Source organism: Priestia sp. ABM2_011 (assembly GCF_056158845.1).
In genome coordinates, this window is record NZ_JBSWUB010000001.1 from 2,099,330 (window position 1) to 2,121,332 (window position 22,003).

Below are 22,003 nucleotides of genomic sequence, written 5' to 3' on the forward strand. Positions count from 1 at the left end.
GTTTGTACATTTAAAATTTATAATGAGAATAAGAGAATAGAACAGTCTATATTTAAATAGTAGGTGACTAAGGTAATGGAAGAGAGGAACATCAATGAAAAAGCCGTTTGGGATGTATTGCAGATGGCCAGCGAAGTAGTCGGAAGCAGGACGCTGTTTGTAGGGATTTTCGACGAACAATTTTCAGTTATGAAAGCCTTTAATAAAGAAGGGGGAAGCCTTGTAGAGGATGGACTGACGCTGCCGTTAGAGCTTGCGGTATGCAACTTAGTCACGTGTGATGAACCCCTTGTTATTCCCAATACAAAACGCGATGTTAGAACGTCTAATTTAGCCATCATTGATGGTGCCCGGGTAGGTTCTTATTTAGGAACACCTATTGTGCTAGAAGATGGGAGAATGTTTGGTACCTTATGTGCGGTCGATCCGGATCCTTATCCGTTTAGCGAAAGTGAAATTCAAGGGTTAAACCGGCTGGCTGGTATTTTGTCTCATATTATTTATAAAAATCAAGCGGCTGTTTTGCCGAAAATTGAAGAGAAAATTCTGCAGCTTGATAAGCTGGCACTCGTAGGGCAGCTAGCAGCAGGGTTAGCGCATGAGATTCGAAACCCGATGCAGTCGGTGCGCGGCTTTATTCAATTTTTATTTAATGAAAATGAGCAGGCAGAGCCTTTTCAAAAAATTGTTCTTGATGAACTGGATCGTATGAATGAACTTATTAACAACTTTTTGCTTGTCACGCAGCCAACAGCGCCTAAAAAAGAAATCGTATCGATTGTAGAAGTTATTCATGATACCGTTGCTTTCTTGAAAAGTGAAGCTGCGCTGTATAATGTCGAAATGAACGTAAGAATAGAAGGAGCCATTCCACTTGTATCAATCGATCCTGCTCAAATGAGACAAGTGTTTATGAATCTTTTGAAAAATGCCATTGAAGCAATGGAGAAAAAGAAACACGGGGAAGTAAATCTTATTATCAAAGAATGGGAAGATTGGGCTCTTATTGACATTCAAGATACCGGTTCTGGGATTCCGCTATCCATTATTAATAAAGTAGGAAATCCGTTTTTCTCAACAAAAGATGGAACAGGCATGGGGTTAGGGCTTTCTATTTGTAAAACGATCATCAACGAGCATAACGGTACGCTTGCGATTGAAAGTGATGAGAACGGGACAGTAGTGACGGTGAAGCTGCCTTTGACGCTTTAAGATAAAACAAAAAAGAAAGGAGAGTACGCACTCATCCTTTCTTTTTTGGCTGACTTTTTTAATATGCTGAACTGTCTTCAATCCAGTATTCATAGTCTTCCGCATCTTTTTTGTTTAACTTTTTGCCGTTGATGTAAATTTTGTCCCATTCGTAAATTTGTTTATCCAAATAAACGTTAAACACAATGCGCACATGCTCTTTTTCTGTATAATCGTAGCCGGTAAATTGTACAACGTGATGACGGCCTTCTTTTTTAATATAGGTCCATTTTGGATGATCGTTGTACGTTTCAAGCGTAATTGCTTCGTCGCCGTAGCGAACCACATCTTTAATATTTGTTTTTGTTGGTAAATATGATAATCCCGCTCCGACTCCAAACGTAATCATAAGCGCTAAGATACTTAAACCAATAGCAATTCCGATGTGAGTGCCGCCTTTTATTTGCAAATAAGCTTCTTTCCGCTGCTCCGGCTGAGCTTCGGCTCGAGCTAACACGTTTTTAACGTGCTTATAGTACCAGCGGTTGGCACATAGCCCTGTAATAAGTGAAGCACCGCCGAATACAATTGCATCGGACCACTCTGGTATGTCTACAAAGCACAAAAGGGAAAACCAAACTACTTCAATAAGCGTTAAAATAAAAAAGTGCTTATACATTTTTCGGTATGCAAACCAAGCGCTTGTCAGAAAAAAGGCTGCCCAGTTCCACGTGTTGTTTTTAGCTGGATTGGCTGTTTTTCCCCATTTCAAATCATAATACGACGTATTTGTTCGAACTACTTTATGCTCTTCTTCAAAAGACAGGAGTTCATTTACTGCTTGTTCTTCCATTTAAAACACCTTTCATTGGTTATAATCTATCATCTAAAATGACTCTATTATTATACATTATTTCTAGTATTTTTCTATTCTTCCTTAAATTATTTTTAAAGTAAGAATATTTGCGCTGTGTATTTTTTAATGGGAACTTTCATAAAAAAGAAGAATATGGTAGATTTGAAGAAAAAGGAGCTGCCCCAACGTGAATCGTTTAAAGAAAGCCCTGCATCAATCGTGGTCAATTCATTCGAGCACGAAGTGGACGGCTGACAATCCTGCCAAAGGACAGTGCGGAGTGACCGCGCTTGTCGTTCAAGATATCAAAGGAGGAGATATTTTAAAAACTCCGTGTAAAGAAGGCTGGCATTTCTATAATCAGCTCAACGAACAGCGCTATGATTTTACACAAGAACAATTTCGTGAGCCTCTCCATTACGCAGATATTTTATCCAGTAGGGAAGAAGCGTTTATGGATACGAATGAGGAGCAATATGAGGCTTTAAAGAAAAAAGTAATGACCCATTTTGTACATAAAAATTTGCGTTAGAAAGGAACACAGGAATGAAAACTATTCAGTATTCCATTGTTGATGTATTTGCACAGAGAAAATATACAGGAAATCAGCTCGCCGTTTTTAAAGACGCCGGAAGCCTTTCAGACAAAGAGATGCAGCAAATGGCTAAAGAAATTAATTTCTCTGAAACGACGTTTATTACGTCGGCTTCTCCGCAAAAAGGAGAATATGACGTGCGGATTTTTACACCTAATGAAGAAGTGCCATTTGCAGGCCATCCGACGCTCGGTACCGCTTATGTTATTCGAGAAGAACTAGAAGAAAAAGATACAGAGGAGCTTACTCTTCATTATAAAGCAGGTCCTACGCCTGTTACATACGATGAACAAAAAGATGTACTGTGGATGACACAAGGTCAGCCGACGTTTGGGAAAGTGTTAGATAAAAAGCAGGTGGCGGACGTGTTAAACCTTGATGAAACTTATATCGATATGCGTTTTCCCGTTCAAGAAGTATCCACGGGTCTGCCGGTCATTCTTGTCCCTTTAACATCATTAGAAGCTGCTAAAGAGATAAATGTAGACAAAGAAAAATATTTCAAGCTGATAGAAAACACAGAAGCAAAAGCAATTATGGTCTTTTCGCCGGAAACCTATCACCAAGATCATCACGTAAATGTGCGAGATTTTGCTGATTATTACGGCGTTCCAGAAGATGCGGCAACCGGCAGCGCCAACGGCTGTTTAGCAGCATATTTAGTCAAATACGGTTATTTTAATCAGCAAGCTATTGACATATGTGTAGAACAAGGATACGAAATAGGAAGACCTTCACTGCTGTATGTAAAAGCTAGTTATGATGGAGAGGCTTTTCACATTAAAGTAGGCGGAAAAGTAGAGATGATTGCGCGCGGTGAATGGATTTTGTAACAAGCTGTTCATCTGCTGTTCACAATAAGTCCTTATCCTAATAAAAACGCAATAGGACTACTACGTTTGGTTACACTAGTAAACAGATAGATACTGAAAGAATAAATGATGGCGGCCAAAAGGCCGCCATTTTGAATGGTTGATAAAAGGAGTGGCAGAAGAAATGATTCACATTTTACTGGCGGATGACGATGAGCATATGCGGCAATTGGTTCGTCACTATTTGCAGCTTGAAGGCTATATGGTGCATGAAGCAAAAGACGGGGAAGAAGCTTCGGGTCTGCTTGCTAAGCAGCACATTCATTTAGCGGTTGTCGATATTATGATGCCTCATAAAGATGGATATGAAGTTTGCGAAGAAATACGCAGCTACTATGATTTTCCCATTATTTTATTAACAGCAAAAGATCAGCTCGAAGACAAAGAAAAAGGCTTTTTAGCGGGAACGGATGACTATGTGACAAAGCCGTTTGAACCAAAAGAATTGATTTTCCGAATCAAAGCACTGCTTCGCCGATACGAAGTGGTAAATGAAAAGATGATCGTACTGAACAGCACCTCTATTGACCGAAAAAGCTATGAAGTGCACTGCAGCGGACGACTGTTCATTCTTCCAATGAAAGAATTTGAATTATTAGCTCAGCTCGCGAGCTATCCAGGAAGAATTTTCACAAGAGAAGAATTAATTCATCTGATATGGGGAGCGGATTTTAACGGAGATAACCGCACAATTGATGTACACGTAAAAAGGCTGCGCGAGCGGTTTGAACATACCGATGATTTTGTCATTACGACGGTTCGAGGCGTCGGCTATAAGCTTGAGGTGACGGCAAAATGAAGACGCTCTATTTGCGGATTGTCCTGACAACGATTGCTGTGATGGTATTTAGCAGTCTCCTCGCGTTTATTGTGGCGAACGTTTATTATCAGTACAGCTTAAAACCTTATAACGATCAAAAGCTTACGCGTATGGCAAAAGACATTGCGAGCTTTTACGAAAGCAATAGAGGCGTAGATCAACAGTCTTATTTACAGCATATTAGTAAACTTGGCTATCAAATATATGTAGTGGACAGCACTGGACATGAGACGTTTTACGGACGAGAGTTTAGAAACCAGCGCTTAGAAAAGAGTGCTGTCAAACAAGTGTTAGAAGGCAAAATGTATCACGGAATTGCAAACTTTCCTTCACAGGTGTTTGTGACGGGGTTTTTTGATAATGTGTTAGCTAATACCATCGGCGTGCCGTTAAAAGGAGAGGGTAACAAGCAGCAAGCGCTGTTTATTCGCCCTGATATTCAGCTGCAGTTCGGGGAAATGCGCATTTTTTTCTCGGTCATTTTACTGCTGATGATTGTATTAAGCATTTTGTTTGTACTTATTAGCACGCGTTATTTAGTAAAACCAATCGTCAAGCTAACGGAAGCAACAAAGCAAGTGGCGAAAGGAAAATACAACGTTGAGCTGTACGTAAAGCGCCGAGACGAAATCGGCGCGCTTGCTTCACATTTTTCCGAAATGGCTAAAAGTTTAGAGCAGCTTGAAGAGATGCGCCAGGAATTTGTATCGAACGTGTCACATGAAATTCAGTCTCCGCTGGCGTCCATTCAAGGGTTTTCGAAAACGCTCCGTTCTGCTGACCTTTCAGATGAACAAAGAAATGAGTATCTGTCTATTATTGAAGAAGAAAGCCGGCGCATGTCGTCCCTCAGCAAACAGCTGCTTACGCTTGCTTCACTTGATAAAGAAAGTGAGCATATCGAAAAAAGCACGTTTGACGTTGCAACTCAAATCAAGCAAGTGCTGTTCATGACGGAGTGGAGCTGGCGTGAAAAAGAATTGGCCATTGAAATGGATCTTCCTTCAACGATGATTTCAGGCGATCAAAAACTGCTTCATCAAGTGTGGACAAATTTGATTACTAACAGCGTAAAGTTCACGGAAGAAGGAGGAACGCTGTCTCTTCGCGTTGGTATGGAAGATACGTATTGCCACGTGGAGTTTCAAGATACGGGAATCGGTATGTCAAAAGAAAGCCTCCCGCATATTTTTAATCGTTTTTATAAGGAAGATAAAGCAAGAAGCCGGACGGAAGGAAGCAGCGGTCTTGGTTTAGCGATTGTGAAGCAAATTGTCGACATGCACGGAGGTTCCATTCACTTTGAAAGCGAAAAAGGAAAAGGCAGCACTTTTCACGTCTATCTTCCGAAAATGTAATGAGCCGTTCATCTTCCATTCATTTTCTGTTTTTATACTTTAAATAGAATGAAAAAAGGAGATGAAAGAAAGATGTTTTTGGCTTTACGTGAATTAAAACATGCGAAGCTGCGCTACTTACTCATTGGCGTGATTATGGTGTTAATTGTATGGCTTGTACTTTTTGTATCAGGCTTAGCAAAAGGGCTTTCCTCTGACAATGCTTCAGCTGTTCAAGAAATGAAAGGAAATTACGTTGCGCTTCAAAAAGAAGCGGATCAGCGCCTGACGCGCTCTGTTTTATCAACAAACAAAACAGAAGATATTCAACAACTAAGCGGAAAGAAAAAAGCTGAGCCGCTTGGTGTGATGATGACAGCCGTTATAAATGAAGGAAAAGCGAAAAAAATAGACGCCTCGTTTTTTGCCATAAGCACAAGCGGCTTTTTAGCTCCGAACATAACGGAAGGGAAGATGATTACGGACGATGCGAAACATGAAGCCGTGGCGGACTCTTCGCTAAAAGAAGAAGGAGTAAAGCTAGGTGATACGATAAAAGATACGGCTTCAGGAAAAAGCTTTACAATTGTTGGTTTTACAAAAAATCAGTCGTTTAGTCACGCGCCTGTTATTCATATCAATCTTACAGAGTGGAAGACAATTGAAAGCACAGGTGCTTTTAATGCAGTCGTATTGAATATGAACAGCCAGCAAGCACAGACTCTTCAAAAAAAAGAAGCTGAAATCGATGTAATCAGTAAGGATGAAGCGTTAAAAGGAATTCCGGGTTATCAAGAAGAACAGGGCTCACTTTTAATGATGGTCGCGTTTCTGTTTATCATTGGAGCTTTTGTCTTAGCCGTTTTCTTCTATGTGATGACGCTTCAAAAAATGAATCAGTTTGGCGTGTTAAAAGCGATAGGAGCAAAAACAAGCTATTTAGCGCGAACGATTTTATCTCAAGTGGTTGTGTTAACTTTATGCAGTCTCGCTATTAGTATTGGATTGACATACGGAGTAGCTGCTATATTGCCTGATTCAATGCCATTTCACTTGGATTTATCGCTAATCGCAGGGTGTTCAGCGCTGTTTGTAGCTGTTTCTGTACTGAGTTCATTATTATCGCTGTATCGCGTAGCAAAAGTAGATGCGGTTGAAGCGATTGGGAGGGCTGTTTAATGAGTGAAGAAAAATTAGTTTTAGAGAATGTTAGCAAGTCGTTTGGAGACGGAGAAAACGCTGTAGTCGTGTTAAATGACCTATCGCTGCGTGTGAAAGCTGGAGAGCTTGTGGCTATAGTCGGGCCTTCTGGTTCTGGGAAAAGTACGTTTTTATCCATTGCAGGGGCGCTGCTTTCACCGTCTAGTGGACGCGTGATTATTGACGGAGACGAGATTAATAAAATGTCTCCATCACAAATGAACAGCATTCGTCTCAAGAAAATCGGCTTTATCTTTCAATCAGCTAATTTAATCCCGTATTTAACGGTTCGCGATCAGCTTCTTCTTGTCACGGAACTAGAAGGAAATCGAAATCAAGAAGCAAAAAAAAGAGCGGATGATTTGCTTGAAAAGCTCGGGCTTGCCCATCGAAAGCATCACTATCCTGAAAGTCTATCCGGAGGAGAACGTCAGCGGGTAGCGATTGCAAGAGCGTGGATGAATAACCCTGAAATTATCTTTGCAGACGAGCCTACGGCAAGCTTGGATTCAGAGCGAGGAAGAGCGGTCGTGCAAATGCTCGCAGATGAAGTAAAGCTAAGGGGAAAAGCGACTGTAATGGTTACCCATGACCAAAGAATGTTGGATTTATGTGACCGCGTTGTGTGGATGGAAGATGGGAAATTAGCAGAATCAACTAGCGTGCAAGTTTAAAAAAAGTGCTGCTCTTGACAAGAGCAGCACTTTTTTGCGTTCTTCATCATGTGCATATTTGTCGTCTCGGTTTGGCGCCTTCATACGTTCACTCCTTTATTAGTAAATCAGTTAGGTATTCATATTCCATTTTATTAAAAAGCGTGTATTGAAAATAAAGCAATGCTATTTAGAAAGTAAGAAACAGGAGATAACAGAACAATGAAGAAATAGTAAAAAGGTGATGAAATGATGAAGAAATGGAAGACAGCTGCAGGTGGACTTATCATAGCAAGCTTTACAGGATGTTCAAGCAGTGGATTTCTTGAAGAATTCCCGCCAAAAGCGTATCTCGAAGCAAGCAACCATCTTTATGAAACAAAAGTTGGCACTTACTGCTGGAAAAACACGTGTGTGGATAAAGCAGGCCCTTTGGAATTATTAAAAAACGAAAAGCCTATTAAAGTAAAAACAAATGAATCGCTATCGCTTGTTATCGAGTATAAACGGCAGCCCAACGAAAAGCATATGGCACAAATACAAAACAGCCATGAAATGGAAATACCACTGAAGAAAAATAAGCTGAAAGCACCTTCTGAAGCAGGCACGTACTACTACTCATATTCAGTGTGGTGGATGGATGAAAGTCAAAAAAATGTATCTAATGGAGATGCATCGTACGCGTTTGTATTGGAAGTGAAATAAGGAGAGAGCCTATGCAACCCCCTATTATTCTCATTGGACCTATATGCGCGGGTAAAACGACGGTTGGTGAAAAAGTAGCGCAAAAACTAAGTATTCCTCAGTGCTCAATGGACGAAGTACGATTTTCTTACTACGAGGAAATGGGTTTCAGCAAAGAAACACAGCAGGACATTCGAGAAAAACAAGGGTTTCAGGGTATGTACGCCTATTGGAAGCCGTTTGAAGCCTATGCCGTTAAAAGAATATTAGAAGATTACAAGCATGCGGTCATTGATTTTGGCGCCGGTCACTCGGTCTACGAAGACATGGGACTGTTTCAGCAAGTAGAAAAGATATTAAAACCTTATCAGTCTCTATTTTTATTGCTTCCCAGTGCTGATAAAGAAGAGTCCATACAACTATTACATCAAAGACTGCAGCAAATAACGGATGATGAAGATGTTTTTAAGCTTAACAAACATTTTGTAACGCATCCGTCAAATGAGCTGCTGGCAAAGCAAACAATTTACACAAAGGAAAAGTCGGCAGATACAGTAGCAAAAGAAATTATTTCATCTATATCGAAGGAGTGAAAGCAATGATTAAAAAAATCGGTCAAATTATGGTGTATGTAAACGATCAAGATCAAGCGGTAAAGTTTTGGACAGAAAAAATGGGATTTCAGGTTATGTCCGAACAAAATAATGAACAAGGCATGAAGTGGATTGAGCTAGCGCCGGTAGCGGGTGCTGAAACAACCATTATCCTTCATAACAAACAGCTAATAGCAAAAATGCAGCCGGAATTAAATGTCGGGACACCTTCGCTTCTGTTTTTTACGGAGAATGTGGATGAATTATATAGAGATTTAACTGCTAAAGGCGTAACGGTGGGAGAAATTGTATCGATGCCTTCAGGAAAAGTCTTTAATTTTTCAGACAGTGAAGGTAACTATTTTGCAGTTATGGAAAACGCGAATAATAAATAGAGCAAAAACAAAAAACACCGGGAGCATATATATTGTCTCGGTGTTTTACAGGCAAAGCAGGATAAGTTACTTTTCATTTTCATCTGCTGATTGGCAGTAGCAATACTATTCTTTATAAATTTACTCCTTTTCTTCATTATTTAACGCTATGATTGTATAAACGTGTATTAAGAGTCGCTTTAAGTTTCTAAAATTTAATAAGCCATTTCATAAATCAAGGAGTAATGCCTCTCATGATAAAATTAATAGGAGAAAAAGTGTTATTAAGAGAAGCGACACAGGAAGATGTTAATACGCTCTATTACTGGAAATACGAAGAGAAAAAACAAGAAGCGAAAAAATGGAATGCTCCGTACATACCAGATCGAAAGCTGACGAAAGAAAAGTATATGAATTCATGGGAAGAAGAGTATGAGATTTATCCATCAGTTCCCCGAATGCTTGCGGTTATTATTGATGAAATAGCTGTAGGAACGGTGAACTGTTACTGGGTGGACAAACGTACAAACTGGATGGAAACTGGAATTATCATTTACGATTCAGACTATTGGAGCGGAGGATATGGATCAGAAGCTTATGGAATGTGGATCGACTTTTTATTTGAGTTTACACCTTTGCATAGACTCGGCATGTCTACGTGGTCAGGCAATATCAGAATGATCAAAACAGCGGCAAAAATAGGTATGAAAGAAGAAGCAAGAATCAGAGAAGCACGTATCGTAAACGGTGAATATTTTGATAGCGTCAAAATGGGAATTCTGCGAAGAGAATGGAACAAAAAGATGAAGCAGGAGCTCTAATACCCTTTGTGCTATGTTGTCATTGAACTAGACAGTTTAGTTTGATATATCCTAATATGGGGAATAGAGGGAAAATGGGGACGTGTGAAATTTTTATATAATTTAAAACTTCTTCCTTCATGAACGGAAGGAGTTTTTCTTATGTGAAATCATGTCATATGTGAAATCTGGTATGTATAAGATAGAAAATAGGCAATATAGCTGTCCTCTCTCATACTACAAAAAAGTTATAGCCAAGCTGTGCGTATCTTTATGAAAGAATGCACTTATGGCAGAGAGAATGATAGTTGCGATGGAGGTAACTAAATGAACGTTGATGGAGAAAATAAAGTTCCTCATTTTTATTCACTGCGGTCTGTTTCGCAAAAATTATTTGAGGTTATTACCAAACAGCTGAATGTCAGCACAACGTACGTAACTAGAAGAGGAGAAACAGCGATGACGGTCCTCAGCTCATATAACGAGAAGGAAGAGATTATTCCTGAAGGATACAGCGTTGAATACGGAGGTACATACTGCCGCTTAATTATTATGAATGACGGAGACGTTATGCATACGGCAAATCTGATGAAGGATGCCGTTACAAGACAGCTAGAAGTAACGGATCAATTGCAGGTAAAAGGTTTTTTAGGTGTTACATTAAAAGATTTAAAAGGAAATGTATTTGGAACACTCTGTGTAATGGACAAGGAAGAAAAAGAATTTTCAGGAGAAGATATTGCTTTTTTACAATCAATGGCAGGTATCTTATCCCATATGATCGATCTGGATGAAACACGATATCAGATGGGATTTTTAAGCGTCCCAATTATTCCGATTACAGAGGGGGTTTCGATTCTTTCTCTTCAAGGTATTATTGATAAAGAGCGTGCGGATCAGATTATGACAGATGTGCTTCACGATGCAGCTCATAATGAAATAGATTACTTTATCATTGATTTATCGAAGCTGCTTCTGAGAGAAAAAGAGTTTCCGAATTTCTTCTTGAAAATGATTACAGCACTTCAGCTCATGGGTGCTCAAGCAGTTATAACAGGTGTAACCCCCACATTTGCGAAAGAGCAAACTAAAAATCATGATTTGAGAAACTTACAGTTAAAAGTCGTGAAAAATATTCAACAAGCTCTTCAATGTGTGGGGTATAACTTAATCAAAACATGAACCAAGCCTTGGCTCTATCAGCCAGGGCTTATTTTTGTGTATGTATATAATTCAATACGAAACGAAAAACAAGCTGGTATGCTCAGAAGCTGTGAAAGCATCAAATGCAGCATAAAGTGAATATAGATAAAGAATGTAGCTTCATTGAAGCCTTGCGTGATGATCATTACGCACCTTTTGGTGGTGTAAGAAATAGCCGGGGAGAGACCTGTGTATGGCTGATGACCCTTTTTGCTGTATGCAAAAACATCATGGGGGGGAAATACATGCGAACAAACTTTAAAAGGTCCGCACAAACGGATGTGGATATGAGAAAGAAACAGCGGAGAACACTTCAGTCCACTTTAAACACAATAGGGATACTTATGTTTATTGGAATTTTGATCAGGTGGTGGACCGTGCCGTTCGCTATTAGTAAAGATCTCCGAATTTACTATAATCAAGATTTTCAAATGACATTGAACGAGTGTAAAGAGTTTCTTACGTTCGTTTTGTGCGCAGCAGGCGTGTATTTTATGTTAGTCAACGTCTACTTTTTAGGTAAGATAGGTAAAAAACTAGTCTATATCGTTCTTGTTTTACTTGCTGTTTTTAACCTCTATATGATGCTTATGCTTCTTGTCGCAGTGACGCATTAAAGTTAAAGTGTGAGTGTAGCTCAAAAAAAGAGGTCAACTTCCGGTGACTCTTTTGGATTGAGCTACGATTTTTCTATGTGAAAAACAGATAGATCTTCAGGCATCTTGATTAGCTGAGCTTCCATATTACTTTCACCTTTTGATATTTTCCCTTGGTACATATGCAAACATTATGTATGCTTTTACTTTCATACAATTCTATCAAATCCATTAAAGCAGATTTATTTTCTAAATTCAACTAAAAAGTATTTTCATTATTTTTCCATAAATTATCTAAGATAAGCGGCTATAGGGTTTAAAGAACAAAAGAAAATTGAAATGATTTTTTATGAGTTTTATATCTTGACGAAAAAATATTTCAGGAATAAGATAGGTTACATAAAGTAACGAATGAAAGAAAAGTTACTTTTTAAAGATTATATTTTTCCTAACAGGAGGAAGAGATATGGAAGCGATGACTTTTGTTTTATTCGGTTCAACAGGTGATTTAGCGAAACGCAAAATTTATCCTGCACTCTATAATTTATTTGTAGACGGGAAAATCCCTAAATCAATTTCTGTTGTAGGACTAGGCAGAAGGGAGATGTCCGACGCTGACTTTCAGGAAAAAGTAAAAGAGTCTATTCATACTTTTTCACGTCGCGTCGAAAAAGATTCATCTCTTATGCAGCATTTTCTTTCAGCTTTTCGCTACAGCCCATTGGATGCAACGAATGCTGAAGATTATAAAAAGTTGTTAAATCTAGTAGAAGCACGCGAAGAGGAACGAAACATTCCAAGCAACCGAATGTTTTATCTATCCGTTGCACCAGAATTTTTTGGTACGATTGCCGAGCATATTAAAGACAGTGGCTTAGGTGCTACAAAAGGTTGGAAACGGTTAATTATTGAAAAACCGTTTGGCCATGATCTACAGTCAGCTCGTCAATTAAACGAAAACTTAAGCAAAGCGTTTAAAGAAGAAGAGATTTACCGCATTGACCACTATCTTGGCAAGTCGATGGTACAAAATTTAGAAGCGCTGGAATTCGCTAATCCTATTCTTCAATCATTATGGAATAACGAACATATTGCGAATATACAAATTACAGCAAGTGAAACGGTCGGCGTAGAGGAAAGAGCAAGCTATTATGACCATTCAGGAGCCATTCGAGATATGGTTCAAAATCATATGCTGCAAATGCTGATGATGACGGCTATGCACTTACCGGCCCGCATTAGCGCTGATGATATTCGAAACGAAAAAATAAATGTGTTAAAAGCGCTTCGTCCGCTTGTAAAAGAAGATATGGATCTAGACGTTGTTCGCGGTCAATATGAGGCTGGAAAAATAAACGGGGCTTCAGTGCCGAGCTACATAAATGAGCCCGGTGTATCACCATCTTCTCAGACGGACACGTTTTTAGCAGCCAGACTATATATCGATAATTCGCTTTGGAACGGCGTTCCTTTCTACATTCGTACAGGGAAAAGAATGGCGGAAAAAGCGACGCGAATTGTTATTGAATTCAAAGACTCGCTAAAAGAGTTGTACTTAGACAAAGGAGAAACAACATCTCCAAATCTGTTGATCATTGAAATTAACCCGCACGAAAATATTACGCTGCAGTTAAACAGCAAAAATCCATTTAATCATGGTCATATTGAGCCTGTACAAATTAATTTTTCAGGTCAGCAAGAAGGAGCACCGGAAGCATATGAACGCCTTATTGCAGATGCATGCGCCGGAGATTCTACATTTTTTGCTCATTGGAAAGAAGTAGAGCTAGCTTGGGAATGGGTTCAGCCGCTTCTTGAAGCATTTCAGGAAAATACAGTGCCGCTTCACAAATATGCTGCTGGTTCATACGGCCCTGATGCATCACATGCACTGGTAGAAAAAGACGGCTTTAAATGGTGGTTGGATGAAGAAACAGCAAGTCAATCACGCGAAGTGCAGCCAGTTTAATACAAACAAAGCGAAAGAAGGATGACACATGAGTACCAACATAGATACACTCGCAGTTAATACGATTCGCACCCTGTCAATTGACGCGGTGAACGCAGCTAATTCAGGACACCCGGGACTTCCGATGGGAGCGGCTCCGATGACCTATGCGCTGTGGGCGAATCACTTACAGCATAATCCGGCAAATTCAAGCTGGTTTAACCGAGATCGTTTTATCTTATCAGCCGGTCATGGCTCAAGCTTGCTGTATAGCATGCTGCATCTAAGCGGATACAATGTATCAGTAGAAGATTTAAAAGGCTTCCGCAAGCTAAATAGTAAAACACCGGGTCATCCTGAATTTGGCCATACGGACGGCGTAGAAGCAACAACAGGTCCTTTAGGTCAAGGAATTGCAAATGCAGTCGGAATGGCAATGGCAGAAGCTCATTTAGCGGCAAAATTTAATAAACCAAATTTCTCTGTTATTGATCACTATACGTATACGTTAGTAGGCGATGGTGACTTAATGGAAGGCATTTCTTATGAAGCGATGTCAATGGCTGGCCATATGAAGCTTGGTAAACTTATTGCTTTATATGACTCCAACGATATTTCGTTAGACGGGGAATTAAATCTTTCATTTAGCGAAAATATCCAAAAAAGAGCGGAATCTGCAAACTGGCAATATTTACGTGTAGAAGATGGAAATGACGTGGATGAAATCACAAGCGCCATCGAAAAAGCGAAACAGAACACGGAACAGCCAACGCTCATTGAAGTGAGAACAATTATTGGCTACGGAAGTCCAAAAGTAGCGGGAACAAATAAAGCACACGGCAATCCGCTTGGAGAAGAAGAAGCAAAAGCAACAAAACAAGCCTACGGCTGGGACGCTGAAGAAAACTTCTATGTTCCAGAAGAAGTAAAAGCTCATTTTGAAAAGCTAGAAGAAAAAGGGATGAAAGCAGAAGCAGAGTGGAACGAACTGTTTGCTTCTTACCAAAAAGAATACCCTATGCTGGCAGATGAATTAGAACGTGCCATCACGGGCGAAGCGTTAATTGAAGTGAATGATATTTTAACATTCTCATCGGAAAAAGCGATTTCGACGCGTGTTGCAAGCGGAGAAGCGATTAATTATTTCACTAAATCTGTGCCATCTATTTTTGGAGGCAGTGCTGATTTATCACATTCCACGATGACGGACATTAAAGAAGAAGGCCCTTACGCACCCGGATATTTCGGTAATCGAAATATTTATTTCGGCGTACGTGAACATGCAATGGGAGCGGCCGGTAATGGAATGGCCCTTCACGGCGGTGTGAAGCCGTTTGTCAGCACATTCTTTGTTTTTAATGATTACTTGCGTCCAGCGATTCGTTTAGCTGCACTGCAAAAGCTGCCGGTCACGTATGTGTTTACTCATGATTCCATAGCAGTAGGAGAAGATGGACCAACTCATGAGCCGGTTGAACACCTTGCTTCTCTTCGTGCAATTCCAGAGCTTACCGTAATCCGTCCGTCTGATGCAAACGAAACAGCAAGCGCTTGGGCTTATGCGCTTCAGCAAGCGGAAGGTCCTGTAGCCCTAGTGCTTAGCCGTCAAAACTTGCCTGTGTTTGAAGAAACAAAACAAAATATCAATGACCTAGCTAAAGGTGCTTACGTATTAACTGAAACAGACGATAACCCGGAGATGATTTTCATCGCTACAGGTTCTGAAGTAGCACTAGCTGTCAGTGCAAAAGCTCAGCTAGAGCGTGAAGGTACATCTGTTCGAGTTGTAGCAATGCCTAGCTGGGAGCTGTTTGGCAAACAGTCAAAAGAGTATCAAGAGCGCATCTTGCCTGAATCTGTTTCAAAACGAATCTCTCTAGAAATGGGAATTTCACTTGGCTGGGAACGTTTTGTAGGACAAAAAGGAAAAGTGTTAGCTATTGACACATTCGGTGCTTCAGGAACCGGAGCTGATGTGATGAAGCTGTTTGGATTTACAGAAGAAAACGTAGTGGCACAAGCAAAAGAATTGCTAAAGGCTTAAACAATTAGACAAATAGAAGGAGCTGTTCACATGAAAGTAGGATTAGTTGGTTTAGGGAAAATGGGGATTAACTTAGGACAAAACTTACTGGATCAGCGTCATGACGTTGTAGCATTTGACGTAAATTCAAACGCAGTGGAACAAATGAAAGGGTACGGTGCGTCAGGAGTATCAAGCTTACAGGAGCTTGTTCAGTCATTAGAAACACCAAGAGTCGTATGGCTGATGGTTCCTCATACGGTTGTTGATTCTGTTATTAGTGAAATATCTCCTCTTTTAGCTGAAGGAGATATCGTAATTGAAGCCGGAAACTCTCATTACAAAGAGTCTATTCGACGCTATAACGAGTTAAAAGAAAACAAAATTCGCTTTATGGACGTTGGAACATCTGGCGGAATGGAAGGCGCTCGTAACGGAGCTTGCTATATGATTGGCGGAGATCGTGAAGCGTGGGAAATTGTTGAACCTATCTTCCGCGATACAGCAGTAGAAAACGGATATCTATATGCTGGAGAGGCAGGGAGCGGCCACTTTTTAAAAATGGTTCATAACGGCATTGAATACGGCATGATGGCAGCAATCGGAGAAGGATTTGAAGTTCTTGAAAAAAGCCAGTTCGACTATGATTACGAAAAAGTGGCGAGAGTATGGAATAACGGGTCAGTTATTCGTTCATGGCTCATGGAATTAACGGAAAATGCATTCTCTAAAGATGCTAAGCTAGATGACATCAAAGGAGTTATGAACTCTTCTGGTGAAGGGAAGTGGACGGTCGAAACGGCTCTAGACCTTCAAACAGCTACGCCGGTTATTGCGATGTCTTTACTGATGCGCTATCGCTCGCTTGAAGATGATACCTTTACAGGAAAGGTAGTTTCCGCGCTTCGAAACGAGTTTGGCGGTCATGCTGTGGAAAAGAAATAACAAGTGAAATAGTGGGTATAGTAAAAAAAACTAATGGAGGAATGAAAAAATGAAATTTTTTATTGATACTGCAAACCTTGACGATATTAAAAAAGCATACAAATTGGGCGTTTTATCTGGTGTTACAACGAACCCTTCTCTTGTTGCCAAAGAAGGCGTAAAGTTTGAAGATCGTATTGAAGAAATTTTAAAAACCGTTCCAGAAGTAGAATCCGTTTCAGCAGAAGTGACGCCGGATGCCGAAACAGCAGAAGACATGATTGCGCAAGCAGAAGAATTAATCAAAATTAACGGCGGAGATCAAAACATTACGATTAAGCTTCCGATGACACTCGCTGGACTAGAAGCGACTCGCTACCTTGCTAAAAAAGGTGTAAAAACAAACGTAACGCTTATTTTCACTGTAAACCAAGCTCTTTTAGCAGCCCGTGCAGGTGCAACGTATGTATCTCCATTCCTTGGTCGCCTTGATGATATTTCAGAAGACGGCGTACAGCTTGTGGCTAAAATTGCCGAGTTGTTCCGCATTCAAAATATCGATTCTCAAATCATTGCGGCTTCTGTAAGACATCCGGACCACGTTACACGCGTAGCCCTTGCCGGCGCTCATATTGCAACTATTCCGTATTCAGTAATTGAGCAGCTTGTTAAACATCCTTTAACCGAACAAGGAATTGAAAAGTTTGCGGCTGATTGGAAAAACGCTGTTCAAAACTAAGTAAAAGATAAAGAACGTGCGCATTCTAGAAAAAGAATGCACGCGTTCTCTCATAATATCCCTAAAGAGGTAAACATCATGAATACAGTAGACGCTAAAATTATTAAAACCCAATACGGTTCAGAAGTTTATGTAGACGATGCAGAGCATATTAACTTTAAAAGCCTTCATGCGCCGAAAGTTAACCAGCCGCTCTATCGCATTGAATTTGAAATCGGGTACTTTTTATTAAAAGAACACAGATATTACGAATACGAAAAAAACTATTTTTGGCTTGCAGTAAGCGAAGATTTTAGTAAGCTAATTATTCAAGAACCTGATATGGAAAGTTTATTTGGAGCTAAAAGCGAAGACGAAAGAACGGCAACAAAAGCGCTTTTAAGTCAGTGGCTCATTCATACCGAGGCTTATAAAAAGCAATTAAACCAGCATATTAATGACTGCAAAAAAAGTAATGAAACAAATGAGGGCATAACGGCTATTTTAGAAAAGTTGCTGCATATTTCAGCAGCAGACATTGAACAAGCCCCAATCGAGAAATTAGCTGCTTCACGAGCAGTTTAACTTGAAAAATAGGTAACTATTCATAGCTCTAATAGGTAAAAGATGCTTCGTTTAAAACCCGAAGCATCTTTTTTTCATTCTTTATAAAGAGGGGGTTATCTTTAGAATACTCTTTCAGGAGGCGCTTTCTCAATGATTAAAGACATCTATGTTACGTTTTTGGACTTAAGACAAGCAAATTCAACTATGTAACTTTACGAAAAGAGCCTTAGAAAAAGAAAGGATAGCAATAAAAACGACAATATTGTCGTTTTTATTGACGGATTAATCGGAGAAGGGTACATTATATTAAAACGACATAGTTGTCGTTTTAATATAAGGAGGCTGAAATGATGCTTATTACGATGTTAACAACAGGAACTCGAGGAGACACCCAGCCTTTTATGGCTTTAGGATTAGAGTTGAAAAACAAAGGATACCGTGTACGAATTGCGGCTTCAGAAGCTTATCAAAATTTCATAGAGTCGTATGGATTCGAATATGCCATGCTTCGAGGTGATGTTTCTAAAATTATAGAGAGCGGAGCAGCAGACGACGCAATTAATGCAGACAATCCTCTCAAATTTTTTTCAAGCTTAAAAAATGAAAAGATGATGGGTATGATGATTAATATACAAGAAGATTTGCACAAAGCATGCAAAGGAGCCGATGCAATTGTATATCATCCAGGTGCGGCAATTGGTTACTTTGCTGCTAAAGAGATGAATATACCAAGTATCTTAGCCAGCCCTTTTCCAATGACACCAACAAAAGACTATCCAGCTTTAATTTTTTATGATCGACCACGATTTGGAAAAATATACAATAAGCTGACGCATCGAATTTTTGAATGGGGATTTTGGAAAGTAGTAAGTGGTCCTTTAAAAAAATATTGGGTTCAGCAGCATGGAGAAGGACCTGAAGATTTTTTATGTCCGTACCCAAAGCAGCGTACAGCAGCTAACCCAACTATTATTTCATCAAGTCCCGCCGTATTTTCCGTATCTAAAGATTGGCCTGAACACGTTCATTCCTACGGAAATTGGTTTATGGACAGTGACCATAGCTATCAGCCGGAAGAGAGGCTGGAAAGATTTTTAAAGAATGGAGAACCGCCGGTTTATATTGGATTTGGAAGTATTGGGGATAAAAAAAACGCAGACGAAACGACTGCTTTAGTGATTAAAGCCTTAAAACTTGCCGGGAAACGAGGTATCATCAATATAGGAGGAAGTGGAATGAATCACACGAGGGGGATAGCAGAAGACATTTTCTTTGTAAAAGATATTCCTCATGAGTGGCTGTTTCCTAAAATGTCTGCCGTTGTTCATCACGGAGGAGCAGGAACAACAGCCGAAGGCCTTCGAGCTGGCGTTCCAAGTGTTATTATTCCTTATGGAAATGACCAATTCGCTTGGGGAAGAAAAATTCACGAGCTTGGAGCTGGAGCAAAAGCCATTCCGAGAAAAGAATTGACGGCTGAAAAATTATCCGCAGCTATTTCCTATACGCAAGTTAATGAAATTCAATCCAAAGCACAAGAAATCGGAAAACAAATTCGAGCTGAAAAAGGAGCCGAAAAAGCAGCTCAGGTAATTATTAATACACTCGAGAGATTCAGGAATAAATAAAAAAGTAAGAGAGCGTGAAAAAAATGCCAAAAGTAAGGGAAGGATACGCTGAAAAAAAGAAGCAAGAGATTTTAGAAGCCGCCAAAAGAGTATGCAAGAGCAAACCGGTGCATGATGTAGCCATGCGAGATATCGTTCTGGAATCTGGAATGAGTCAAGGAGGCGTATACAAATATTTTTCAAACCTTGATGAAGTATTTGTCGGACTTCTTAATCAAGAAAGTGTCAGCCATAAAGTAAAAGATAAAATTGAAGCCCTGCTTCAGACAAAAAAAGACTCCTTTGAAATGCTGCATGATTTCATTATGTATATTGGAGAGCATATACAGGAATCAATGACAGCGGGAGGAGAAATTTACTTTGAACTAGTAGCGTTGTATTCAAAAGATCCTCAGCGTTTTATGAAAATTGAAGATCAGCTAGTTGAAGTATCAAACCTTAAATATATTCAAAAAAAGCTTCACGACTTTATTACGGAACAAATAGAAGTAAAGAATTTCTCTCCGGCTGTACCATCAGATGACCTGCTAGCTTTTATGGCTACAACGATTAATGGAATTACACAAAATCCAGCGCCGGTTTACAACGTCGATGAACAGAAACAAGTTGCAGAAGAGGCAAACGTAGAACGTCATATCAATACGCTGTCAGTAGCTGTCCGAAAGCTGTTAGGTGAATAAGTACAGCTGCAATCTTGAAATGTTCCTTATCGTATGGCTAGCGGCGTTAAGCATAGTTAGAAAAAAGGCTTTCACTTCTCCGTCTCTTTTGAATAGTTTTGCAAAAATTAAGCATAATACGACTGCAAACTATATTTAAGGAGATGGAAAAAATGAAAAAAGGACTTATCATTGCTTCTTCGGTTCTTTTCCTTTCAGGCCTAACTGCGTGCGGAGGAAATAAAGACAACAACGCAATGGACAATACTCAAAATGACTTACGCAACACTTCTACAAACGATGGAGTTGATAACAATATCCCAATGGATAACACCGATCAGCCGACCAAGTCAGTTGAAGCAGCGCAAAATGTAGAAGATATGAAGGAAGTTGATAATGCATATGTGCTTCGCGATAATAACAACGCCTATGTAACGGTAGATTTAGCTGGAAATGACGCAGCGGACAACAATGATAACGGCAAGGTCAACAACGTAACGTACAACGGCGATACTTACCATGAAGTCTCAACTGATTTCGAACAAAAAATTGCGGACCGTGTGAGAGAAGCAGATAGTAAAATTGACAAAGTATACGTGGCGTTTGTCAACACGGGTTTAGACAATATGAATAACAACAATAACGTACCTGGCGTAGATAAAAATGACAACATCTATAAAGATGATGAAAAAGACAACAACCGTGATCCGGAAGATATTGTAGAAGATCCAAAAGATATGATGGATCGTAACAACAAAGATCAATAACATAAAAAGGCCTCTGAATCACCAGAGGCCTTTGGTTCATTAACTAAGTTCAAGTAAAGAAATAAAAATCGGAAGAACACAGCAAGAAACGGCTGAAATAAAATCAAGCTCGTTCTGTTTTTTTGCAGAAAGCGTGAACTCCATCAAAATAATTGTCAGGATACTCATGAAAAGCGTTGCATAAAAAAGAAAATCGCGCTGACTTTCCACTAAAAACAACACCGCATTTAAAATTAAAATAACGGCATAAAGAAACTTAAGCAGCACGTGAAGCTGCATGCTGAATTTATTCTCTTGTTTGTAGCGCAAGATATAGACAAAAAAGAAAATAAATAAAGTTAATTGCCATGAGGCAGGAAGTAACTGCTGCCATAGATTGTCCAAGAAACTCATTCCTCCTATAAAACGATGATGCATATATGTATAACATACATTTTTATTTTAAAAGTGAAGGGTATCTTTAGGCAAGAACAATTCTTCCTTTTTTATTCTTTTTCTTATACAGGCTCTCAACATAAAAAAAGAATGGTCGCAATGACCATTCTTTTTACTTCACTTCAATTAAAACCTTCGTACCGTCTGGAAACTCATCTACTTGATGTGAAATCCAAGACCCGGCGCCTCGGTTGTCTGAAGGCTTTACATATTCAATATCTGCGCCGCTTCCGCCTTCTTCACAAAAGGCCATCGGAAACTCATCTCGGTCATAGCCGCTTTTAGTCGCAATGCCTTTTAAAGACTCACGGCGGTTTTCTTCAGCACCGTCTCGATCGATTGTACAAACAGCCGATTTTCCTTTATCGATTGCATGTTGAATGTGCGCTGCAGTTTCAGGGTAACGATCAGCAGGGAAGGTAATGACTTCATCGTAGGAGGGATTCGTTGAAGAGTTCTGCTCTAACGGATTTCCTTCAATCATAACAATAACGGCTATTACTAAAATTAAAATACCAGAAACAATTTTTTTCAACCTGTAAAACTCCTTTATAAAACGT

The 22,003-nt window shown here is 39.6% G+C and carries 24 protein-coding genes; 21 read left to right on the top strand and 3 right to left on the bottom strand.

What is annotated here, in order from left to right; genetic code table 11:
• Positions 1-75 precede the first annotated feature (75 nt).
• A complete protein-coding gene (locus ACXAE4_RS11315) occupies positions 76-1,212 on the top strand; it encodes a GAF domain-containing sensor histidine kinase (protein ID WP_048019595.1) in 1,137 nt (378 codons plus the stop codon).
• A gap of 58 nt (positions 1,213-1,270) precedes the next feature.
• Here the strand turns inward: ACXAE4_RS11315 and ACXAE4_RS11320 are convergent, their stop codons facing one another.
• Complete coding sequence (locus tag ACXAE4_RS11320) at positions 1,271-2,044, bottom strand: DUF2628 domain-containing protein (protein WP_289578065.1); 774 nt, start codon at positions 2,042-2,044, stop codon at positions 1,271-1,273.
• Between the two features lie 190 nt (positions 2,045-2,234).
• Between ACXAE4_RS11320 and ACXAE4_RS11325 the strand changes: the two genes are divergently transcribed.
• From ACXAE4_RS11325 to ACXAE4_RS11420, 20 genes are all read left to right on the top strand, one after another.
• The gene (locus ACXAE4_RS11325; RefSeq protein ID WP_028414517.1) at positions 2,235-2,579 is read left to right on the top strand and encodes a YunG family protein; all 345 of its coding nucleotides are present in this window, start codon (positions 2,235-2,237) and stop codon (positions 2,577-2,579) included.
• Between the two features lie 14 nt (positions 2,580-2,593).
• Positions 2,594-3,475, top strand: coding sequence for a PhzF family phenazine biosynthesis protein (locus ACXAE4_RS11330; protein WP_033580489.1), 882 nt, complete (start codon positions 2,594-2,596; stop codon positions 3,473-3,475).
• Between the two features lie 163 nt (positions 3,476-3,638).
• Positions 3,639-4,313, top strand: coding sequence for a response regulator transcription factor (locus ACXAE4_RS11335; RefSeq protein WP_028414515.1), 675 nt, complete (start codon positions 3,639-3,641; stop codon positions 4,311-4,313).
• Entirely contained in the window at positions 4,310-5,692 is a 1,383-nt protein-coding gene (locus ACXAE4_RS11340; protein ID WP_475236040.1) for a sensor histidine kinase, read from the top strand. Before ACXAE4_RS11335 ends, ACXAE4_RS11340 begins: the two co-directional genes overlap by 4 nt.
• Positions 5,693-5,764: 72 nt before the next feature.
• Positions 5,765-6,850, top strand: coding sequence for an ABC transporter permease (locus tag ACXAE4_RS11345; protein ID WP_289578064.1), 1,086 nt, complete (start codon positions 5,765-5,767; stop codon positions 6,848-6,850).
• On the top strand, positions 6,850-7,545 hold the full coding sequence (locus ACXAE4_RS11350) for an ABC transporter ATP-binding protein (protein ID WP_289578062.1): 696 nt from the start codon (positions 6,850-6,852) through the stop codon (positions 7,543-7,545). The genes ACXAE4_RS11345 and ACXAE4_RS11350 overlap by 1 nt, the downstream gene beginning before the upstream one ends.
• A gap of 231 nt (positions 7,546-7,776) precedes the next feature.
• A complete protein-coding gene (locus ACXAE4_RS11355; protein ID WP_289578060.1) occupies positions 7,777-8,229 on the top strand; it encodes a hypothetical protein in 453 nt (150 codons plus the stop codon).
• Positions 8,230-8,240: 11 nt separating this feature from the next.
• Entirely contained in the window at positions 8,241-8,801 is a 561-nt protein-coding gene (locus ACXAE4_RS11360; RefSeq protein WP_289578059.1) for a shikimate kinase, read from the top strand.
• A 5-nt stretch (positions 8,802-8,806) separates the two neighbouring features.
• Positions 8,807-9,196, top strand: coding sequence for a VOC family protein (locus ACXAE4_RS11365; RefSeq protein WP_028414509.1), 390 nt, complete (start codon positions 8,807-8,809; stop codon positions 9,194-9,196).
• 233 nt (positions 9,197-9,429) lie between these two features.
• Positions 9,430-9,996 carry a GNAT family N-acetyltransferase gene (locus ACXAE4_RS11370; protein ID WP_165636476.1) on the top strand — a complete coding sequence of 189 codons (567 nt, stop codon included), beginning with the start codon at positions 9,430-9,432 and terminating at the stop codon, positions 9,994-9,996.
• Between the two features lie 306 nt (positions 9,997-10,302).
• Complete coding sequence (locus tag ACXAE4_RS11375; RefSeq protein WP_028414507.1) at positions 10,303-11,157, top strand: GAF domain-containing protein; 855 nt, start codon at positions 10,303-10,305, stop codon at positions 11,155-11,157.
• A gap of 266 nt (positions 11,158-11,423) precedes the next feature.
• Positions 11,424-11,795 (top strand): hypothetical protein, encoded by a 372-nt coding sequence (locus ACXAE4_RS11380; protein WP_034328210.1) that lies wholly within the window; start codon positions 11,424-11,426, stop codon positions 11,793-11,795.
• Positions 11,796-12,240: 445 nt separating this feature from the next.
• Positions 12,241-13,743 carry a glucose-6-phosphate dehydrogenase gene (gene zwf, locus ACXAE4_RS11385; RefSeq protein ID WP_028414505.1) on the top strand — a complete coding sequence of 501 codons (1,503 nt, stop codon included), beginning with the start codon at positions 12,241-12,243 and terminating at the stop codon, positions 13,741-13,743.
• A gap of 28 nt (positions 13,744-13,771) precedes the next feature.
• Positions 13,772-15,766 (top strand): transketolase, encoded by a 1,995-nt coding sequence (tkt, locus tag ACXAE4_RS11390; RefSeq protein ID WP_289578058.1) that lies wholly within the window; start codon positions 13,772-13,774, stop codon positions 15,764-15,766.
• Positions 15,767-15,796: 30 nt separating this feature from the next.
• Positions 15,797-16,690, top strand: a complete 894-nt coding sequence (gene gnd / locus ACXAE4_RS11395) for a phosphogluconate dehydrogenase (NAD(+)-dependent, decarboxylating) (protein WP_014459235.1) — start codon at positions 15,797-15,799, stop codon at positions 16,688-16,690.
• Positions 16,691-16,739: 49 nt separating this feature from the next.
• Positions 16,740-17,408, top strand: coding sequence for a fructose-6-phosphate aldolase (fsa, locus tag ACXAE4_RS11400; protein WP_013083988.1), 669 nt, complete (start codon positions 16,740-16,742; stop codon positions 17,406-17,408).
• A 78-nt stretch (positions 17,409-17,486) separates the two neighbouring features.
• Positions 17,487-17,972 (top strand): hypothetical protein, encoded by a 486-nt coding sequence (locus tag ACXAE4_RS11405; protein WP_034265399.1) that lies wholly within the window; start codon positions 17,487-17,489, stop codon positions 17,970-17,972.
• Between the two features lie 332 nt (positions 17,973-18,304).
• Positions 18,305-19,582 carry a glycosyltransferase gene (locus ACXAE4_RS11410; protein ID WP_289578057.1) on the top strand — a complete coding sequence of 426 codons (1,278 nt, stop codon included), beginning with the start codon at positions 18,305-18,307 and terminating at the stop codon, positions 19,580-19,582.
• A gap of 23 nt (positions 19,583-19,605) precedes the next feature.
• On the top strand, positions 19,606-20,262 hold the full coding sequence (locus tag ACXAE4_RS11415) for a TetR/AcrR family transcriptional regulator (RefSeq protein WP_289578056.1): 657 nt from the start codon (positions 19,606-19,608) through the stop codon (positions 20,260-20,262).
• A gap of 152 nt (positions 20,263-20,414) precedes the next feature.
• Entirely contained in the window at positions 20,415-21,008 is a 594-nt protein-coding gene (locus tag ACXAE4_RS11420; RefSeq protein ID WP_289578055.1) for a hypothetical protein, read from the top strand.
• 39 nt (positions 21,009-21,047) lie between these two features.
• Here ACXAE4_RS11420 and ACXAE4_RS11425 read toward each other — a convergent pair whose 3' ends face one another.
• Both ACXAE4_RS11425 and ACXAE4_RS11430 read right to left on the bottom strand, forming a co-directional pair.
• Positions 21,048-21,392 carry a DUF1516 family protein gene (locus ACXAE4_RS11425; RefSeq protein ID WP_028414497.1) on the bottom strand — a complete coding sequence of 115 codons (345 nt, stop codon included), beginning with the start codon at positions 21,390-21,392 and terminating at the stop codon, positions 21,048-21,050.
• Positions 21,393-21,555: 163 nt separating this feature from the next.
• Positions 21,556-21,978: a NucA/NucB deoxyribonuclease domain-containing protein gene (locus ACXAE4_RS11430; RefSeq protein ID WP_047750471.1), complete on the bottom strand. Its 423-nt coding sequence runs from the start codon at positions 21,976-21,978 to the stop codon at positions 21,556-21,558.
• Positions 21,979-22,003 lie beyond the last annotated feature (25 nt).

What these genes read in the sequence shown, in the direction of transcription:
- ACXAE4_RS11315 (WP_048019595.1), top strand. Translation starts at nt 76, where the DNA reads ATGGAAGAGAGGAACATCAATGAAAAAGCCGTTTGGGATGTATTGCAG.
- ACXAE4_RS11380 (WP_034328210.1), top strand. Translation starts at nt 11,424, where the DNA reads ATGCGAACAAACTTTAAAAGGTCCGCACAAACGGATGTGGATATGAGA.
- fsa (WP_013083988.1), top strand. Translation starts at nt 16,740, where the DNA reads ATGAAATTTTTTATTGATACTGCAAACCTTGACGATATTAAAAAAGCA.
- ACXAE4_RS11340 (WP_475236040.1), top strand. Translation starts at nt 4,310, where the DNA reads ATGAAGACGCTCTATTTGCGGATTGTCCTGACAACGATTGCTGTGATG.
- ACXAE4_RS11420 (WP_289578055.1), top strand. Translation starts at nt 20,415, where the DNA reads ATGAAAAAAGGACTTATCATTGCTTCTTCGGTTCTTTTCCTTTCAGGC.
- ACXAE4_RS11345 (WP_289578064.1), top strand. Translation starts at nt 5,765, where the DNA reads ATGTTTTTGGCTTTACGTGAATTAAAACATGCGAAGCTGCGCTACTTA.
- ACXAE4_RS11355 (WP_289578060.1), top strand. Translation starts at nt 7,777, where the DNA reads ATGAAGAAATGGAAGACAGCTGCAGGTGGACTTATCATAGCAAGCTTT.
- ACXAE4_RS11365 (WP_028414509.1), top strand. Translation starts at nt 8,807, where the DNA reads ATGATTAAAAAAATCGGTCAAATTATGGTGTATGTAAACGATCAAGAT.
- ACXAE4_RS11410 (WP_289578057.1), top strand. Translation starts at nt 18,305, where the DNA reads ATGCTTATTACGATGTTAACAACAGGAACTCGAGGAGACACCCAGCCT.
- tkt (WP_289578058.1), top strand. Translation starts at nt 13,772, where the DNA reads ATGAGTACCAACATAGATACACTCGCAGTTAATACGATTCGCACCCTG.
- ACXAE4_RS11375 (WP_028414507.1), top strand. Translation starts at nt 10,303, where the DNA reads ATGAACGTTGATGGAGAAAATAAAGTTCCTCATTTTTATTCACTGCGG.
- zwf (WP_028414505.1), top strand. Translation starts at nt 12,241, where the DNA reads ATGGAAGCGATGACTTTTGTTTTATTCGGTTCAACAGGTGATTTAGCG.
- ACXAE4_RS11405 (WP_034265399.1), top strand. Translation starts at nt 17,487, where the DNA reads ATGAATACAGTAGACGCTAAAATTATTAAAACCCAATACGGTTCAGAA.
- ACXAE4_RS11330 (WP_033580489.1), top strand. Translation starts at nt 2,594, where the DNA reads ATGAAAACTATTCAGTATTCCATTGTTGATGTATTTGCACAGAGAAAA.
- ACXAE4_RS11350 (WP_289578062.1), top strand. Translation starts at nt 6,850, where the DNA reads ATGAGTGAAGAAAAATTAGTTTTAGAGAATGTTAGCAAGTCGTTTGGA.
- ACXAE4_RS11370 (WP_165636476.1), top strand. Translation starts at nt 9,430, where the DNA reads ATGATAAAATTAATAGGAGAAAAAGTGTTATTAAGAGAAGCGACACAG.
- ACXAE4_RS11415 (WP_289578056.1), top strand. Translation starts at nt 19,606, where the DNA reads ATGCCAAAAGTAAGGGAAGGATACGCTGAAAAAAAGAAGCAAGAGATT.
- ACXAE4_RS11360 (WP_289578059.1), top strand. Translation starts at nt 8,241, where the DNA reads ATGCAACCCCCTATTATTCTCATTGGACCTATATGCGCGGGTAAAACG.
- gnd (WP_014459235.1), top strand. Translation starts at nt 15,797, where the DNA reads ATGAAAGTAGGATTAGTTGGTTTAGGGAAAATGGGGATTAACTTAGGA.
- ACXAE4_RS11335 (WP_028414515.1), top strand. Translation starts at nt 3,639, where the DNA reads ATGATTCACATTTTACTGGCGGATGACGATGAGCATATGCGGCAATTG.
- ACXAE4_RS11320 (WP_289578065.1), bottom strand. Translation starts at nt 2,044, where the DNA reads ATGGAAGAACAAGCAGTAAATGAACTCCTGTCTTTTGAAGAAGAGCAT.